The sequence below is a fragment of the Streptomyces sp. NPDC091287 genome (assembly GCF_044768525.1).
Taxonomy (GTDB): Bacteria; Actinomycetota; Actinomycetes; order Streptomycetales; family Streptomycetaceae; genus Streptomyces.
Window position 1 is genome coordinate 212,797 of the sequence record NZ_JBIVUV010000010.1, and the last position, 16,701, is coordinate 229,497.

The 16,701-nt window shown below is 72.2% G+C and carries 13 protein-coding genes; 8 read left to right on the forward strand and 5 right to left on the reverse strand.

Annotation, left to right across the window (positions count from 1 at the left end):
• Positions 1–16: 16 nt before the first annotated feature.
• The 4 genes from ACIQRW_RS19180 to ACIQRW_RS19195 form a co-directional block, all read right to left on the reverse strand.
• Positions 17–925, reverse strand: a complete 909-nt coding sequence (locus ACIQRW_RS19180; protein ID WP_403761503.1) for a LysR substrate-binding domain-containing protein — start codon at positions 923–925, stop codon at positions 17–19.
• A 143-nt stretch (positions 926–1,068) separates the two neighbouring features.
• Positions 1,069–1,281 (reverse strand): hypothetical protein, encoded by a 213-nt coding sequence (locus tag ACIQRW_RS19185; RefSeq protein ID WP_032793216.1) that lies wholly within the window; start codon positions 1,279–1,281, stop codon positions 1,069–1,071.
• 38 nt (positions 1,282–1,319) lie between these two features.
• The gene (gene malQ, locus ACIQRW_RS19190) at positions 1,320–3,734 is read right to left on the reverse strand and encodes a 4-alpha-glucanotransferase (RefSeq protein ID WP_403761506.1); all 2,415 of its coding nucleotides are present in this window, start codon (positions 3,732–3,734) and stop codon (positions 1,320–1,322) included.
• The gene (locus ACIQRW_RS19195; protein ID WP_402026232.1) at positions 3,735–4,046 is read right to left on the reverse strand and encodes a hypothetical protein; all 312 of its coding nucleotides are present in this window, start codon (positions 4,044–4,046) and stop codon (positions 3,735–3,737) included. It lies immediately after the preceding gene.
• 353 nt (positions 4,047–4,399) lie between these two features.
• On the opposite strand from ACIQRW_RS19195, the gene ACIQRW_RS19200 reads away from it, so the two are divergent.
• Positions 4,400–7,390: a beta-N-acetylglucosaminidase domain-containing protein gene (locus tag ACIQRW_RS19200; protein ID WP_403761509.1), complete on the forward strand. Its 2,991-nt coding sequence runs from the start codon at positions 4,400–4,402 to the stop codon at positions 7,388–7,390.
• Positions 7,391–7,541: 151 nt separating this feature from the next.
• On the opposite strand, the gene ACIQRW_RS19205 is transcribed toward ACIQRW_RS19200, so the two are convergent.
• Positions 7,542–8,078, reverse strand: coding sequence for an HNH endonuclease (locus ACIQRW_RS19205; RefSeq protein WP_003969129.1), 537 nt, complete (start codon positions 8,076–8,078; stop codon positions 7,542–7,544).
• 314 nt (positions 8,079–8,392) lie between these two features.
• Here ACIQRW_RS19205 and ACIQRW_RS19210 point away from each other — a divergent pair, with 314 nt between their 5' ends.
• The 7 genes from ACIQRW_RS19210 (at position 8,393) to ACIQRW_RS19240 (ending at position 16,423) form a co-directional block, all read left to right on the forward strand.
• On the forward strand, positions 8,393–9,460 hold the full coding sequence (locus ACIQRW_RS19210; RefSeq protein ID WP_403761512.1) for a mechanosensitive ion channel family protein: 1,068 nt from the start codon (positions 8,393–8,395) through the stop codon (positions 9,458–9,460).
• Positions 9,461–9,695: 235 nt separating this feature from the next.
• Positions 9,696–10,919 (forward strand): ROK family transcriptional regulator, encoded by a 1,224-nt coding sequence (locus ACIQRW_RS19215; protein WP_361321880.1) that lies wholly within the window; start codon positions 9,696–9,698, stop codon positions 10,917–10,919.
• Between the two features lie 59 nt (positions 10,920–10,978).
• Positions 10,979–12,310: an ABC transporter substrate-binding protein gene (locus ACIQRW_RS19220; RefSeq protein WP_403761515.1), complete on the forward strand. Its 1,332-nt coding sequence runs from the start codon at positions 10,979–10,981 to the stop codon at positions 12,308–12,310.
• Positions 12,311–12,316: 6 nt separating this feature from the next.
• Positions 12,317–13,258 (forward strand): carbohydrate ABC transporter permease, encoded by a 942-nt coding sequence (locus ACIQRW_RS19225; protein WP_403761517.1) that lies wholly within the window; start codon positions 12,317–12,319, stop codon positions 13,256–13,258.
• A gap of 3 nt (positions 13,259–13,261) precedes the next feature.
• On the forward strand, positions 13,262–14,173 hold the full coding sequence (locus tag ACIQRW_RS19230; RefSeq protein WP_403761520.1) for a carbohydrate ABC transporter permease: 912 nt from the start codon (positions 13,262–13,264) through the stop codon (positions 14,171–14,173).
• Position 14,174: 1 nt separating this feature from the next.
• Complete coding sequence (locus ACIQRW_RS19235) at positions 14,175–15,440, forward strand: 6-phospho-beta-glucosidase (protein WP_403761523.1); 1,266 nt, start codon at positions 14,175–14,177, stop codon at positions 15,438–15,440.
• Positions 15,431–16,423 (forward strand): N-acetylglucosamine kinase, encoded by a 993-nt coding sequence (locus ACIQRW_RS19240; RefSeq protein WP_403761526.1) that lies wholly within the window; start codon positions 15,431–15,433, stop codon positions 16,421–16,423. The genes ACIQRW_RS19235 and ACIQRW_RS19240 overlap by 10 nt, the downstream gene beginning before the upstream one ends.
• Positions 16,424–16,701 lie beyond the last annotated feature (278 nt).

The window sequence follows — 16,701 nt, forward strand, 5'->3', positions numbered from 1 at the left end:
GCAGATATCTTTCAGCTCAGCTGAATGATGTGGCTACGTGGGTGAGCGCCGCGAGGACCCGGGCCACCGCCGGTCCGCTCTCCGCCCCGTGCCGGACCGCCGCCACCACGTGGCGGCGCGGCCGGTCCGCCTCCAGCACCCGCATCACCACGCCCTCGCGACGCTCCCGGGCCGCCATCCGGGGGACCAGCGCGACGCCCATGCCCGCCTCGACCAGGGCGAGGATCGCCGTCCACCCGGCGGCGCTGTGGGCCTGCTCGGGGACGAAGCCCGCCGCCTCGCAGGCCGCGGTGGTGATCTCGGACCAGGGTCCCGAGCCGCCGAAGATCCAGCGGTCGGCGGCCAGGTCCGCGAGGCGCAGGGCGGGCGCGGCGGCCAAGGGGTGATCGGCGGGGAGAGCCACGTCCAGCGGGTCGGCGAGCAGCGGGAAGAGGCTGAAGCGGGGGTCGCGGGCGGTGGGCGCGTGGGCGGCCAGCGACAGGGCCAGGTCCACCTCGCCCGCGGTGAGCAGCTCGTACGCCTGGGCGGCCTCGGCCTCCCGTACGCGTACGTCGGGCCCCGGCCGCTCCTCGGCGCGCAGCAGCCGGACGGCGGGGACGACGAGGGCGGGCACGGCGGTGGAGAACGCGGCCACCCTGACCTCGCCCGCCTCGCCGCGCAGATAGCCGGTCAGTTCGGCCTCGGCCCGCTCCAGCTGGGCGAAGACCGCCTCGGCGTGGCGCAGGACGAGATGGGCGGCGTCGGTGAGACGGACGCGGCGCCCCTGGGCCTCCAGGAGGTCCACGCCGAGCTGCTTGGCCAGGTTGGTGAGCTGCTGGGAGACCGCGGAGGGGGTCATCAGGAGCGCCTCGGCGGTCGCCGTCACCGTGCCCCGGTCGCGCAGGGTGCGCAGGATGCGGAGCTTCTTGACGTCCCACTCGGTCATGGGCGCAACCTACCGGCCCGGCGCGGGCCGTGTTCCCGCCCCCGGGCCGTGCGCACCTCGACGTCCGGGGCCGGACACACGAATGCGCCGCGCGATGGTCCCCACCGGCGGCGCATCCTTCGCGCAGGTCGTACGTGTGCGGGTCAGACCTGCTTCTTGGACTTGTCCAGGACCATGACCAGGCCCGTGATCACCACGAACAGGGCGATGGGCGCGACGACGTAGAGACCGATGGTCTCGATCGCGCTCAGGCGCGGAGCCGGGTCGTCACCGTCGTCGGGCGTGAGCGCGAGCGCCGGGCTCGACATGAGCAGCATCATCAGCGTCGTCCCGGCCGCAACGACGCCGGCGCGCATAGCGTTCTTCTTGTCCACGGTGCCAACGTAGCGAACGCCTAGGGACGGCGCTCGCCCGGGGGTGCCGTATGAGGCTTTCGGGGCCGTAGGACGTCCATCAGCGCGTGCAGCCGGGGCGAGGCGGTGATCTCCTCCAGGGTGACCGGATGCCCCTCGGCGTCGGCGATCGGGAGGCGCCAGTTGGGGTACTGGTCCCAGGTGCCGGGGAGATTCTGCGGGCGGCGGTCGCCGACGGTGTCGGGGAGCCAGACACCGGTCATCCGGGCGGGGGTGCGCAGCAGGAAGCGGTGGACGGCGCGGACGGCGGCCTCCTCGTCGCCGTCGCCCTCGGGGAGCATCCGCAGCCGGGCGAGGAGGGCCAGCCACTCGGCGGTGTCGGTGACGTCCTCGGTCAGCTCCTCCTCCAGGGAGCGGGTGAGCAGGCCGAGACGGTGGCGCAGCGTCACATGGTCGCCGGTCAGCCGGGCGGCGGTGGAGGGCAGGTCGTGGGTGGTGGCGGTGGCCAGGCAGTCCCGGCGCCACCGCTCCGGGGCGAGCGGCCGTCCGTCGCCGTCCCAGTCACGTTCGAACCAGAGCACCGAGGTGCCGAGCACGCCCCGCCGGGCGAGCGCCTCGCGGACCCCGGGCTCGACGGTGCCGAGGTCCTCGCCGACGACGACGGCCCCGGCCCGGTGGGCCTCCAGGGCGAGGACGGCGAGCATCGCCTCGGCGTCCTGGGCGACGTACGTGCCGTCGGTGGGCGGGCTGCCCTCGGGCACCCACCAGAGCCGGAACAGACCCATGACGTGGTCGATGCGCAGGGCGCCGGCGTCGGCCAGCAGTCCGCGCAGCAGGCCCCGGTAGGCGGCGTAGCCGGTGGCGGCGAGGACGTCGGGGCGCCAGGGCGGCAGGCCCCAGTCCTGGCCGCGCGCGTTGAAGGCGTCGGGGGGCGCGCCGACGGACATGCCGTGGGCGAAGGCCTCCTGCTGGGCCCAGGTGTCGGCGCCGGCCGGGTGCACGCCGACGGCGAGGTCGTGGACGATCCCGACGCTCATCCCGGCGTCCTCGGCGGCCCGCTGGGCGGCGGCGAGCTGGGTGGCGGTCAGCCAGGCGAGGCGGCAGTGGAAGTCGACCCGGTCCAGCAGCTCGGCCCGGGCGCGGGCGGTCCCCGGGGAGCGGGGGTCGCGCAGGGCCTCGGGCCAGGCGTGCCAGTCGGGGCCGTGCACCTCGGCGAGCGCGCACCACAGGGCGTGGTCCTCCAGCGCCTGGCCCTGCTCGGCCAGGAAGTCGCAGTAGGCGGCGCGGCGGCCGGGGGTGAGCGGCACCTCGACGACCAGCTCCAGGGCCTGCCGCTTCAGCTCCCAGACGGCGTCCCGGTCGATCAGCGCGCCCTTGTTCAGCACGGCCTCGCTGAGGGCCGCGGCGTCCTGTCGGAGGTCGTCCAGGGCGGCCCGGTCGCGGACGTGGCCGTATTCGGGGATCGACTCGACGCGCAGGTGCACCGGGTCGGGGAAGCGGCGCGAGGAGGGGCGGTACGGGGACGGGTCGGTGGGGTGCCCGGGGACGGCCGCGTGCAACGGGTTGACCTGGACGAACCCGGAGCCGAGGGTCCGCCCTGCCCAGGCGGCGAGGTCGGCCAGGTCACCGAGGTCGCCCATGCCCCAGGAGCGGGCGGAGAGCAGGGAGTAGAGCTGGACCAGGAAGCCGTGGGAGCGCTCGGGCGGCTGCGGGACGCGGGCCGGGGCGACGACGAGGGTGGCCGTGGCGCGGCGGTGGTCCGGCGTACGGACGTGGACACGGTGGACGCCGGGGGGCGGCGGGATCCACCAGGCGGGGACGGTGGCCGGAGCGCCGGGCTCCTCGCCGACGCGCTGCGGGTGCGGCGCGGATGCGGTGGCGATGGCGGACGCGAAGGCGGTGGCGGTACCCGCAGGAGACGTCACGGACGGGGCGGAGTCCGCGCCCCCCGGAGACGTCACGGACGGGGCGGAGTCCGCTCCCCTCGAAGGCGTCACGGACGGCACGGTGGCGTCGGGGGCTACGGGCGGAGCGGTGGCGCCGGCGACGCCCCCCGGAGGCATCAGGGGGGCGGCAGCGGTGCCCGGCGGCGGCACGGGCGGGGTGGGGGCCGCCGCCCGTGCCCGCATGCTCAGCGGGGCGGGGCGCCGGCCCGAGGGGGGTCCCTGGGTCTCGGCCGGCTCCGGCTCGACCGTGACGGTCGAGCCGGGGGGCAGCCCGGCGAGGGCGGGCGGCAGGGGCTCGCCGGCCCAGACCACCACGGTCGGCGGTAGCAGGCGCGAGCGGGACTCCGCGGCGACGAGGCACTTCCGTACGTCCGCCGGAGTGCCGGCGTCGACGCCCAGCGCGGCGAGCACGGCGATGACCGTGTCGTCGGGGACGGACACCGTGACATCCGGCGACGGGGAGTAGGAGGTGGCGACACCGTGCAGTGCGGCGAGCCGGGACAAGCCCATTCAGACTCCTGGGAACTCCATGCCCCCTGCGGTGCCGGGTGCGGTCGGCTCGCTGGTCAGAGGGGCGACGGCGGCGAGCGGAGGCTCGCTCGTGAGAGGGGTGGCATCGGCGAGCGGAGGCTCGCTGGTCAGCGGTGCGGAATCGGCGAAGGAGGATTCGCCGAGCAGGAGGGAGACATCGGCGAGCGGCGGCCCGCTGATCAGGTGGGCGACGTCGGCAAGGGGGAGTTCGCTGGTCAGCGGCGCGGATTCGGGCTGGGTGGGTACCTGTTTGGAGAGGGCGGAGAGCAGAAGCTGCGCGGCAGCGGGCATGGTGGCCTCCTGGCCATGGAGAACAGGACACAGCAGGCCTACCCAAGCCTCGCCGTGGCAGACGTGGACGTGATGCAGGCGTTATGACAACGAGCCCAACGTGCTCTGGGTCACACTCGGTTCCCCGGGGCAGCAGGTATGGGCCGTTTTCAGCCACTCCCGGCCGCCACACCAGCCCCAGAGGGCTCGAAGGCGTCACTATTACCGGCAAATACGGCAGAACGGCCATGCGCATTGACACCCTCGCGCCCGGGTGGTGGGCTCGGAGCCCGCCGCGGCCCACCGCCTGCGGTCCGAGGGGGTGGCACGGCGGTCCATCGCCGACAGTTGGTACGTACGAAGGGGAGCGCGACGTGCGGATCGGGCGCAGAAGGCAGGCAACGGCCGTCGCCGTCGCCGTGATCGGCGGACTCCTCGGATCCGTCTCCGTCGCTCCGGCCGCGACGGCCGCTCCCGCCGACCCCGGCAGGCCCGCGGTCGGCTCCGCCGACCGCGCCGACAGCGCGCGGACCCCGTCCGTCTGGCCCCGGCCGCAGAGCTTGAAGACCACCGGGCCCGCCGTGCCGCTGGGCTCCGAGGCCACGCTCGTCGCCGCGCCCGACGCCGATCCGTACGCCGTCGAACAGGCGCGCACACTGCTGCGCGGGGCGGGCGTCCGGACCCTGCACGAGAGCCTGCCGGGCGGCGGAACGGTGGTCCGTGTCGGCGGCAGCGGAGCCGGCGAGGCACTGCGGGCGCTGCGCGCTCCCGACCGGGCCGATCTGCCATCGGGCGGCTACCGGATCGCGGTCGGCCAGGTCTCCGGACGTGCCACCGTCGCGCTGGACGGGCTCGGGGCGGACGGCCTCTTCCACGCCGTCCAGACCCTGCGCCAGCTGATCGCCGACGGCTCGGTGGCCGGCGTGACGGTACGGGACTGGCCGGGGACCGCCGTACGCGGCATGGCCGAGGGGTTCTACGGAGAGCCGTGGACACGCGAGGAGCGGCTCGCCCAGATCTCCTTCATGGGCCGCACCAAGCAGAACCGCTTTCTCTACGCGGCGGGCGACGACCCCTACCGGCTGGCGCGCTGGCGCGAGCCGTATCCGTCCGAGAAGCGGGCCGACTTCCGGGCGCTCGCCGAGCGGGCGCGCGCCGAGCACGTCACGCTCGGCTGGGCGGTCTCTCCCGGGCAGGCGATGTGCATGGCCTCGGATCAGGACCTCCGGGCGCTGACGAAGAAGATCGACGCCATGTGGGCGCTGGGCATCCGGGTCTTCCAGCTCCAGTTCCAGGACGTCAGCTACAGCGAGTGGCATTGCGACCTGGACGCGGAGACCTTCGGCAGCGGTCCGAAGGCGGCGGCCCGCGCGCAGGCCCGGGTAGCGGGCGCCCTCGCCCGGCATCTGGAGGAACGGCACCCGGGCGCGGCCCCGCTGTCGGTGCTGCCGACGGAGTTCTACCAGGACGGGGCCACCGACTACCGCACCGCGCTGGCGGCCGAGCTGGACGACCGGGTGCAGGTGGCCTGGACCGGTGTCGGGGTGGTGCCGAAGAAGATCACCGGCGGTGAACTCGCCGGGGCCCGCGCCGCGTTCCGCCACCCGCTGGTGACGATGGACAACTACCCGGTCAACGACTACGCCCAGGACCGCATCTTCCTAGGCCCGTACACCGGCCGGGACCCGGCCGTGGCGAGCGGTTCGGCGGCGCTGCTGGCCAACGCGATGGAGCAGGCGTCGGCCTCGCGGATCCCGCTGTTCACCGCCGCCGACTTCGCCTGGAACCCGAAGGGGTACCGCCCGGACGAGTCGTGGCGGGCGGCCGTCGAGGATCTGGCGGACGGGGACGCGGGCGCCCGGGAGGCGCTGCTGGCGCTGGCCGGGAACAGCGCGGGCTCGGTGCTCGGCGCGGAGGAGTCCGCCTACCTCCAGCCCCTGTTCGACGCGTTCTGGAACTCCCGCGCGGACGCCCCCCGCCGCGACCGGGCGGCGGCCGAGCTGCGCGCGGCCTTCTCCGTGATGCGAGGGGCCCCCGAGCGGCTGAAGACCCCCGCCGACGGCCGACTGACCGAAGAGGTGCGCCCCTGGACGGAGCAGCTGGCCCGCTACGGCCGGGCCGGTGAGCTCGCGGTGGACCTGCTCCAGGCCCAGGCCGCCGGGGACGGCGCCGCCGCCTGGCGCGTCCAGCTGGCCCTGGAGCCGCTGCGCCAGGAGATCGGCGCGAGCCGGGCCACGGTCGGCGCGGGTGTGCTGGACCCGTTCCTGGACAGGGCGGCGAAGGTGTCGGCCGGGTGGAACGGCACCGACCGCGCCTCGGGCCGGGTCACGAAGGACGCGCACAGTTATACGGTCCGGCTGGCCGGGCCCCGCCCGGTGGAGGCCGTCACGGCGCTCGCCGAGCCCGGAGACGCCCTCACCGGCGCGGTCGTGGAGGCCTACGTGCCCGGTGAGGGGTGGCGGGCGCTCGGGAAGCTCTCGCCGAGCGGCTGGACCCAGACCGCCGCGAAGGGGCTGCGCGCGGACGCCGTACGGGTCACGGTGCCGGAGGCCGCCCGGACCGTCCCGCCCTCGTACCTGAGCCCCACCCTGCCCCCCTCCCCCGCCGTCGTGGCGGGGTCCCCGCAGGTGCGCGCCCTGGTGCCGTGGTTCGGCGACGAGCCCGCCGCCACGCTCGACCTGACGCGCGGCGAGACGGACGCGGAGATCGGCGGCGAGCCCCAGCGGGTCGAGGCCAGGCTGGCCGGGCGGCGTCCGGTCGAGGTGAAGGGCAAGCTCACCGCGAAGGCCCCCGAGGGCATCGAGGTGCGGGTCCCGAAGCAGACGACCGTGCCGCGTGGATCGCGTACGGATGTGCCCGTGGACATCACCGTCCCGGCGGACACCCCGGCGGGTGAGTACGAGGTTCCGCTGGCCTTCGGCGGCCAGGAGTCCACGCTGACCGTGCGGGCCTTCCCGCGTACGGGCGGCCCGGATCTGGCGCGTACGGCGAAGGCCTCCTCGTCCGGCGACGAGACCCCGGACTTCCCGGCGTCGGCGGCCTTGGACGGCGATCCGGAGACCCGGTGGTCCTCGCCGGTGGAGGACGGGGCCTGGTGGGGGGCCGAGCTGCCGAAGCCGGTGCGCCTGGGCCAGGTGGTGCTGAACTGGCAGGACGCGTACGCCTCCCGCTACCGGATACAGGTCTCCGCCGACGGCCGCGTCTGGCGCACCGCCGCGACGGTGACGGAGGGCCGGGGCGGACGCGAGTCGGTCCGGATGGACGCGAAGGACACCCGGTTCATCCGGGTGCAGGGGGACGGCCGGGCGACGGAGTACGGCTACTCGCTGTGGTCGGTGGAGGCGTACGCGGTCGTGGACGACTGACCGCGTACGTACAGCCTGACCGCGTACGTACAGCCTGACCGCGTACGTACAGCCTGACCGCGTACGTACAGCCTGACCGCGCACGTGCAGAGGGGCCCTGTACGTACAGATTGACCCCGTACGTACAGGGGGAACGGCGAAGACCCGAATCTCAGGCGGACACGCCGTCGATCCGGGCCATCACGTCGTCCGCGCCGAACGGTTGCAGATACGGCAGCCAGCGCGGGTCGCGGTGTCCGGTCCCGATGATCCGCCAGGCCAGGCCGGTCGGCGGGGCGGGCTGGTGGCGCAGTCGCCAGCCGAGCTCGGGCAGATGGCGGTCGGCCTTGACGTGGTTGCAGCGGCGGCAGGCCGCCACCACGTTGTCCCAGGCGTGCTGTCCGCCGCGGCTGCGCGGAATGACGTGGTCGACGCTGGTCGCGGCGGCCCCGCAGTACATGCAGCGCCCGCCGTCCCGGGCGAAGAGCGCCCGCCGTGTCAGCGGGACGGGGCCCCGGTAGGGGACGCGGACGAAGCGCTTGAGCCGGACCACACTGGGTGCGGGCACGGCACGGGTGGCACTGTGCAGAAAGGAGCCGGACTCTTCAAGGCAGATGGCCTTGTTCTCCAGGACGAGGACGAGCGCGCGGCGGAGCGGTACGACGCCGAGCGGCTCGTACGACGCGTTGAGAACCAGGACGTGCGGCACGGTGGATGCCTCCTTGTACGCCGGCGGCGCGTGGCTCGCGCCGGGACGATCCGATCTCAGTCTCTCCTCATGCCTGGTCAAAGCGCCACCACGTACGGGTAACGGGCCGGGAGGATTTTTCTCACTCCGGGCGCCGCACACCGTTCGGCGGTGCCGAACAGGTGTTTCACCTGGGCGCCCGTCGGCACTGTGCGATCGGCCACAGCGGAGGTGTTCCCGGTGAGACCCGTCTCTCCTCCCGCGACGGCAACGATCCACTGCCCCGGCTTCGTTAGTGTGGTTGACCAGCCGTCGTCCCCCTGGAGGTCCCTGTCGTGTCGCTGTCCGTCCTCTTGGCCGCAGCCCCCTCTCCCGAGCCGGGTGGCTCGCTGGGCGAAGCCGCCGAACAGGCCGGGAACGCCGCGGGCTGGGTCGAGGAGAACTGGTCCACCTGGCTGAGCACCGGGTTGCGCATCCTGCTGATCGTGGCGGTCGCGATCACGCTGCGTTATCTGATCCGGCGCGCCCTGACCAATCTGATCGAGCGGATGAACCGCAGCGCCCAGGCCGTGGAGGGCACGGCGCTGGGCGGGCTGCTGGTGAACGCCGAGCGCAGACGCCAGCGCTCGGAGGCGATCGGCTCGGTACTGCGCTCGGTGGCCTCGTTCGTGATCATGGGCACGGCCGCCCTGATGGTCCTGGGCGCCTTCAAGATCAACCTGGCGCCACTCCTCGCCTCCGCAGGTGTCGCGGGTGTGGCACTCGGCTTCGGCGCCCGCAACCTGGTCACGGACTTCCTCTCCGGCGTCTTCATGATCCTCGAGGACCAGTACGGGGTCGGGGACACCGTCGACGCGGGCGTGGCCTCCGGCGAGGTCATCGAGGTGGGGCTGCGCGTCACCAAGCTGCGCGGCGACAACGGCGAGATCTGGTACGTCCGCAACGGCGAGGTGAAGCGGATCGGCAACCTCAGCCAGGGCTGGTCCACGGCCGGGGTCGACGTCACGGTGCGCCCGACGGAGAAGCTGGAGCGCGTCCGCGAGGCGATCACCGCAGCCGCCGAGACGATGACGAAGGAAGAGCCCTGGTCGGAGCGGCTGTGGGGCCCGGTGGAGGTGCTCGGCCTGGACGAGGTCCTGCTGGACTCGATGACGGTCCGGGTGACCGCGAAGACGATGCCGGGCAAGTCGATCGGCGTGGAGCGCGAGCTGCGCTGGCGCATCAAGCAGGCGCTGGACGACGCGGGCATCCGGATGGTCGGCGCGATCCCGCTCCCCTCGGATGGCGAGTCCACGGCGGACCCGACGGCCGCGATGGCAGCCCCCTCCGCGTACGCCTCGGCGACCTCCCCGCAGTCCCTGGCGGCGACCCCGATACCGCCGGCGACGAACCTGAGCAAGTAGCGGCCGAATCTGAACGAGTAACCCCTGCCGCAGCGCCCCCGGCCGCCCCCTGAACCCCAGGGCGGCGGCCGGGGGCGTCGCCGTGCCGGGTAACACTTTGATTGCCGGACGGGGGCCACCCATTGACGGTGCGGTGACCTGCGGCCTACCGTCCTCTCAACCGAATAGGAAACTTTCCTAACAGAGTTTCTCCGGGTCCGCTCCGGAGGTCCGAACAGAGGGCGGTGCATCCACGATGGCGGGAACCACTCCCGGCGCACCCGGCACACCGGGCACACCACGGGTGCTGCGGGCCATGAACGACCGGGCCGCCCTCGATCTGCTGCTGGAGCACGGGCCGCTCTCCCGGACCCGGATCGGAAAGCTGACCGGCCTCTCCAAGCCCACCGCGTCCCAGCTCCTGGCCCGGCTGGAGGCGGCCGGTCTTGTCGTCGCCACCGGGACCAGCGAGGGGCGCCCCGGGCCCAACGCGCAGCTCTACACGGTGAACGCGCGGGCCGCCCATGTGGCCGGGCTCGACGTGAACGGGCGGCGCATCGTCGCCGCCGTCGCGGACGTGACCGGGCAGACCGTCGGGGAGTTCGAGCTGGCGACGCCGGGCCGGCGCGCCGACAGCGTGGTGCGCCAGGTCGCCGACGCGCTGGACGGGGCGGTGAAGGACGCCGGGCTCACCCGCGCCGACGTCCACCGGCTCGTCATCGGCACCCCGGGCGCCTTCGACCCGGGCACCGGACGGCTGCGGTACGCCTCGCACCTGCCCGGCTGGCACTCCCCCACCCTGCTGGACGAGCTGGCCGCGTTCCTGCCGATGCCGGTGGAGTACGAGAACGACGTCAACCTGGTCGCCGTCGCCGAGCAGCGCCTGGGCGCCGCCCGCGGCCACGAGGACTTCGTCCTCCTGTGGAACGAGGAGGGCCTCGGCGCCGCCCTCGTCATCAACGGCAGGCTGCACCGCGGCTTCACCGGCGGCGCGGGCGAGGTCGGCTTCCTGCCGGTGCCGGGCACCCCGCTCGTGCGCCAGGTCGTCAAGGCCAACAGCGGCGGCTTCCAGGAGCTGGCGGGCGCCCAGGCGGTGCCCCGGCTCGCGAAGGCGCTGGGCGTCGACACCCCGCAGCAGCCGTACGCGAAGGTCGCCGCCGAACTGCTGGCGCGGGCGGCCGACGCGTACGAGCGGGACGAGGCCCTCACCGAGCTGCTGCGCCAGTACGCCCAGCGACTCGCCACCGGCCTCGCCTCCGTCACCGCCGTCCTGGATCCCGGGCTGATCGTGCTCTCCGGCCAAGCGGTCGCGGCGGGCGGCGAGATCCTGCGCTCCCTGATCCAGTCCGAGCTGGCCGAGCTCGCCGCCTCCCGGCCGCGGCTCGTGGTCGGCGAGATCGACCGCACCCCCGTACTGCGCGGCGCCCTGGAGAGGGCGCTCGCCGACACCCGCGACGAAGTGTTCGACACCTCGCGCTGAACCACGCTTCTCCCCCGTTCCCCGCCGTCTGCCTCTTCCCCGTCCCTGGGAGTTTTGTCATGCGCACAAGCCGTCTCACCACCACCGCTGTCGCCGTCGCCGCGATATCGGTGCTCGCCACCGCGTGTACCGGCCAGTCCGAGGCCGGCGCCTCCGACGACCCGAACGCGAAGACCACGATCAACTTCTGGCACGGCTGGAGCGCGCCCGCCGAGGTGAAGGCGGTCAAGGACAACATCGACCGGTTCGAGAAGGCCCACCCGAACATCACGGTGAAGGTCTCCGGCAACATCAACGACGACAAGCTCAACCAGGCGCTGCGCGCGGGCGGTTCGGACGGGCCCGACGTGGTCTCCTCCTTCACCACCGCCAACGTCGGCAAGTTCTGCTCGTCCGGCGCGTTCGCGGACCTGAAGCCGTTCATCGAGAAGTCGAAGCTCGACCTGGAGAAGGCCTTCCCGAAGGTCCTCCTGGACTACACCCAGTTCGAGGGCGAGCGCTGCGCCCTGCCGCTGCTCACGGACGCCTACGGCCTCTACTACAACAAGGACGCCTTCGAGAAGGCCGGCATCACCGCGCCGCCGAAGACGATGTCGGAGCTGGCGAGCGTCGCGAAGAAGCTGACCGTCGAGAAGGGCGACAGCTACGAGCAGCTCGGCTTCATGCCGACCTTCCACGGTTACGAGACCGTCGCCAGCCACTACATGTCCTCGTGGGACCACACGTACTTCGACGAGAACGGCAAGTCCAACATCGCCAAGGACCCGGCGTTCGCGGAGATGTTCACGTACCAGAAGAAGCTCGTCGAGGACCTCGGCGGCTACGACAAGCTGGAGAAGTACCGCGGCACCTTCGGCGACGAGTGGGGCGCCAAGCACCCGTTCCACACCGGGCAGGTCGCCATGCAGCTGGACGGTGAGTGGCGGCTCGGGATGGCCGAGAGCGCCAAGGCCGGTTTCGAGATCGGCGTCGCGCCGATGCCCGTCGCCGACGACGAGGCCGACAGCTACGGCAAGGGCTTCCTCTCCGGCACCATCGTGGGCATCGCCCCGGCCAGCAAGAAGCAGAACGCCGCCTGGGAGCTGGTCAAGTACATGACCAGCGACACGGAGGCAGTCGTCGACTTCGCCAACGGCATCCGCAACGTGCCGTCCACCCTTGATGCGCTGAAGTCGCCCGACCTGAAGTTCGACCCGCGGTTCAAGACCTTCCTGGACATCGCCCAGCACCCGAAGTCCAGCACCTCGGACGGGGCCGTCAACGGGTCGACGTACCAGCTGACGCTCCAGGACTTCGGCTACCAGTACGAGAAGGGCGCGGTGAAGGACCTGAAGGCCGGTCTGGAGAAGACCGCGCAGCAGATCGACACCGACATCGCCAAGGCCAAGTAGCCCCCGATGACGACGCACACACTCCGCTCCAAGCGTCGCAGGTCGGCGCTGCGCACGGCGGCCTTCATGTCGCCGTGGCTGATCGGGTTCTCGGTCTTCTTCGCGTATCCGATGATCTCGACCGTCTATTTCTCCTTCACCCAGTACGACGGCTTCGGGGCTCCGGTCTTCAACGGGCTGACCAACTGGACCTACGTCTTCAGCGACTACCCGATGTTCTGGCCGTCGCTGCGCAACACCCTGTGGCTGGTCCTCGTCATGGTCACCTGCCGGGTCGTCTTCGGGCTCGGGATCGGGCTGCTGATCACCAAGATCAAGACAGGGACGGGCGTCTTCCGGACGCTGTTCTACCTGCCGTACCTGGCCCCACCGGTCGCCGCGACCCTCGCCTTCGTCTTCCTGCTCAACCCCGGCACCGGGCCGGTCAACGCGATCCTCGGGGAACTGGGGCTGCCGACGCCCGGCTGGTTCAACGACGCCACCTGGTCCAAGCCGGCCCTCACCATGCTCGCGGTCTGGGGCATCGGGGACCTGATGGTCATCTTCATGGCCTCGCTGCTGGACGTGCCGACCGAGCAGTACGAGGCGGCCGAGCTGGACGGCGCGTCCGCCTGGCAGAAGTTCCGCTTCGTGACCCTGCCGAACATCTCGCCGATCGTGCTGTTCGCCGTGGTGACGGGCGTCATCCAGGCGATGCAGTACTACACGCAGCCACTCGTCGCCGGGAAGGTCGCCTCGGGGGTCATCGGCGGCTCCGGCCAGTCCTTCGAACCCGGCTATCCCGACAAGTCGACACTGACGCTCCCGCAGCTCGTCTACAACCTGGGCTTCCAGCGCTTCGACTACGGCGCCGCCTGCGTCGTCGCCCTCGTCCTGTTCGCCCTGGCCATGGCCTTCACCGCGCTGCTGATGCGGGGCCGCAACAACCTGATCCAGGCCGGTGACTGAGCCATGACCCAACTCCTCGACACCGTCGACAAGACCGCCACCGCCTCCCCGAGGAACTCCCCGCGGACCCCCGCCGCGCGCACCGCCCGCCGCAAGGCGCTGCTGCACTGGATCGCCGTGCACTCGCTCGGGATCGCCGCCGCGCTCTTCTTCGTGCTGCCGTTCGTCTTCGTGGTGCTGACCTCGCTGATGAGCGACCAGCAGGCGCTGACCCGCGACCTCACCCCGAACACCTGGGAATGGGGCAACTACGAGCGGGTCTTCAACACCCCGGGCTTTCTGACCTGGTGGCGCAACACCCTGCTGTACGCGGGCGTCGGCACCGTCCTGACCGTCGTCTCGTCGGTCCCGGTGGCGTACGCGCTGGCGAAGTTCCGCTTCCGGGGCCGCAAGCTGTCGCTGATGCTCGTCATCTCGATGATGATGCTGCCGCCGCAGGTCATCATCATCCCGATGTACCTGTTCTGGGCGAAGCAGATGGACCTGTCCGGCACGCTGTGGCCGCTGATCATCCCGATGGCCTTCGGCGACGCGTTCTCCATCTTCCTGCTGCGCCAGTTCCTGCTGACCATCCCGAACGAGTATCTGGACGCCGCCAAGGTCGACGGCTGCGGTGAGTTCCGCACGCTGATGAAGGTCGTCCTGCCGATGGCCAAGCCCGGCATCGCGGCCATCGCCCTCTTCCAGTTCTTCGCCGCCTGGAACGACTACTTCGGACCACAGATCTACGCCTCCGAGAACCCGGCCGCCTGGACGCTCAGTTACGGCCTCGAATCCTTCAAGGGCGCACACCACACCGACTGGAACCTGACCATGGCCGCGACCGTTCTGGTCATGGCCCCCGTGATCGCCGTCTTCTTCTTTGCCCAGAAGGCATTCGTCGAGGGCGTCACACTGACCGGAGTAAAGGGCTGACATGAAGCTCGCAGTAGTGGGTGGCGGGTCCACCTACACCCCTGAACTGATCGACGGATTCGCCCGGCTGCGGGACACGCTGCCGATCGAGGAGCTGGTGCTCGTCGATCCGGCGGCCGACCGCCTGGACCTGGTGGGAGGTCTCGCCCGGCGGATCTTCGCCAAGCAGGACCACGCCGGAAGGATCACGACCACCACCGACATCGACGCGGGCGTCGCCGACGCCGACGCGGTCCTGCTCCAGCTGCGCGTCGGCGGACAGGCCGCGCGCGACAAGGACGAGACCTGGCCGCTGGAGTGCGGCTGTGTCGGCCAGGAGACCACCGGCGCCGGCGGCCTCGCCAAGGCGCTGCGCACCGTGCCGGTCGTCCTGGACATCGCCGAGCGGGTGCGCCGCGCCAACCCGGACGCCTGGATCATCGACTTCACCAACCCGGTCGGCATCGTCACCCGCGCCCTGCTCCAGGCCGGGCACAAGGCCGTCGGCCTGTGCAACGTGGCGATCGGCTTCCAGCGGAAGTTCGCCCGGCTGCTGGACGTGAACCCCTCCGAGGTGCACCTCGACCACGTCGGGCTCAACCACCTGACCTGGGAGCTGGGGGTCCGCCTCGGCGGCCCGGACGGCGAGAACGTCCTGCCGAAGCTGCTCGCCGAGCACGGCGACACCATCGCCGACGACCTGCACATGCCCCGCCAGATCGTCGACCGGCTCGGCGTCGTCCCCTCCTACTACCTGCGCTACTTCTACTCCCACGACGAGGTGGTCAGGGAGCTCGGCACCAAGCCGTCCCGGGCCGCCGAGGTCGCGGCGATGGAGAAGGAACTGCTCGCGATGTACGGCGACCCGACGCTGGACGAGAAGCCCGAGCTGCTCGCCAAGCGCGGCGGCGCGTTCTACTCCGAGGCGGCCGTGGACCTGGCGGCCTCCCTGCTGGGCAACGGCGGCTCCCCGGTCCAGGTGGTCAACACGTACAACAACGGGACCCTGCCGTTCCTCCCGGACGACGCGGTGATCGAGGTACAGGCCCGGGTCGGACACGACGGCGCGACGCCGCTGGCCGTGCCGGCGCTGGACCCGCTGTACGCCGGTCTCATCGCCAACGTGACGGCGTACGAGGACCTCGCCCTGGAAGCCGCGCTGCGCGGCGGCCGGGACCGGGTCTTCAAGGCGCTCCTCGCCCACCCGCTGATCGGCCAGTACGAGTACGCCGAGGGGCTCACCGACCGGCTGATCGCGCACAACCGGGAGCACCTTTCGTGGGCGTGAACGTGTCGGTCGTCGCCATCGACGCGGGCAACAGCAAGACCGACGTGGCACTGATCGGCGAGGACGGCACGGTGCTGGCCTCGGCGCGCGGCGGCGGCTTCCAGCCGCCCGTGGTCGGGATGGAGGCCGCGATCGACAAGCTGGCCGCCGCGCTGGAGCGGGCTGTCGCGGAGCTGCCGGACGCCAGCGGCGCGTTCGGCGCGTTCGGCGCGTCCGCCCATGTCTCCGCGTGCCTGGCCAACGCCGATCTGCCGGTCGAGGAGGCCGAGTTGGCCGAGGCCCTGGAGGCCCGCGGCTGGGGCTCCTCGGTGGAGGTGCGCAACGACACCTTCGCAATCCTGCGCGCCGGGGTGGACGAGCCCCGGGGCGTCGCGGTGGTGTGCGGGGCCGGGATCAACTGCGTCGGCATGACCCCGGACGGGCGGACCGCCCGCTTCCCGGCGATCGGGCGGATATCCGGTGACTGGGGCGGCGGTTCGGGGCTCGCGGAGGAGGCGCTGTGGTTCGCCGCGCGCGCCGAGGACGGGCGCGGCGAACCGTCCGAGCTGGCCCGTGCGCTGCCCGGCCACTTCGGGCTCGCCTCGATGTACGCGCTCATCGAGGCGCTGCACCGGGGCGGGATCCCGTCGGCGCGGCGGCACGAGCTGACGCCGGTGCTGTTCGCGACCGCCGCGGGCGGCGACCCGGTGGCCCTCGCGCTGGTGGAGCGACTGGCCGAGGAGGTGGTGGCGATGGCCTCGGTCGCGCTGGGGCGGCTCGGTCTGCTGGCGGAGGAGGTTCCGGTGCTGCTGGGCGGCAGTGTGCTGGCCGCGCGCCATCCGCAGTTGAACGACCGGATCACCGCGCTCCTCGCGGCACGCGCCCCGAAGGCCGAGGTGCGCGTCGTGTCCGAGCCGCCGGTGCTGGGCGCGGCGCTGCTGGGCCTGGACCGTACGGGCGCGGCGCCGGAGGTCCATCGGAGGCTGCGCGCGCAGTACGTCTGAGGACCGGAGCACGTCGTACGTCACGGGGGCGTCCCCTCACGCGGTTCGCGTGGGGGGACGTTCCTCGTACGGGTGAACGCCAGGCACGCGCGGGGCGCGAGGGAACCGATCGGGCTCCTGGAACGTGTACCTGATGGGGAGTCCGTTCGCTTATGGGGATGTATCAGGGCGCGTTGCACCGCTTGTCTTGATCGGCCGCGTCCGCCCTGATCGAATGCGGGGACTGATGTGAGGGCTGATGTCGTGACCGATATCGGGACCGATGTGGGGACTGATGT

Excerpts from the sequence above, each read along its gene's own strand:
- ACIQRW_RS19235 (WP_403761523.1), top strand. The coding sequence starts at position 14,175 with ATGAAGCTCGCAGTAGTGGGTGGCGGGTCCACCTACACCCCTGAACTG.
- ACIQRW_RS19195 (WP_402026232.1), bottom strand. The coding sequence starts at position 4,046 with ATGCCCGCTGCCGCGCAGCTTCTGCTCTCCGCCCTCTCCAAACAGGTA.
- ACIQRW_RS19185 (WP_032793216.1), bottom strand. The coding sequence starts at position 1,281 with ATGCGCGCCGGCGTCGTTGCGGCCGGGACGACGCTGATGATGCTGCTC.
- ACIQRW_RS19220 (WP_403761515.1), top strand. The coding sequence starts at position 10,979 with ATGCGCACAAGCCGTCTCACCACCACCGCTGTCGCCGTCGCCGCGATA.
- ACIQRW_RS19215 (WP_361321880.1), top strand. The coding sequence starts at position 9,696 with ATGGCGGGAACCACTCCCGGCGCACCCGGCACACCGGGCACACCACGG.
- ACIQRW_RS19180 (WP_403761503.1), bottom strand. The coding sequence starts at position 925 with ATGACCGAGTGGGACGTCAAGAAGCTCCGCATCCTGCGCACCCTGCGC.
- ACIQRW_RS19225 (WP_403761517.1), top strand. The coding sequence starts at position 12,317 with ATGACGACGCACACACTCCGCTCCAAGCGTCGCAGGTCGGCGCTGCGC.
- malQ (WP_403761506.1), bottom strand. The coding sequence starts at position 3,734 with ATGGGCTTGTCCCGGCTCGCCGCACTGCACGGTGTCGCCACCTCCTAC.
- ACIQRW_RS19230 (WP_403761520.1), top strand. The coding sequence starts at position 13,262 with ATGACCCAACTCCTCGACACCGTCGACAAGACCGCCACCGCCTCCCCG.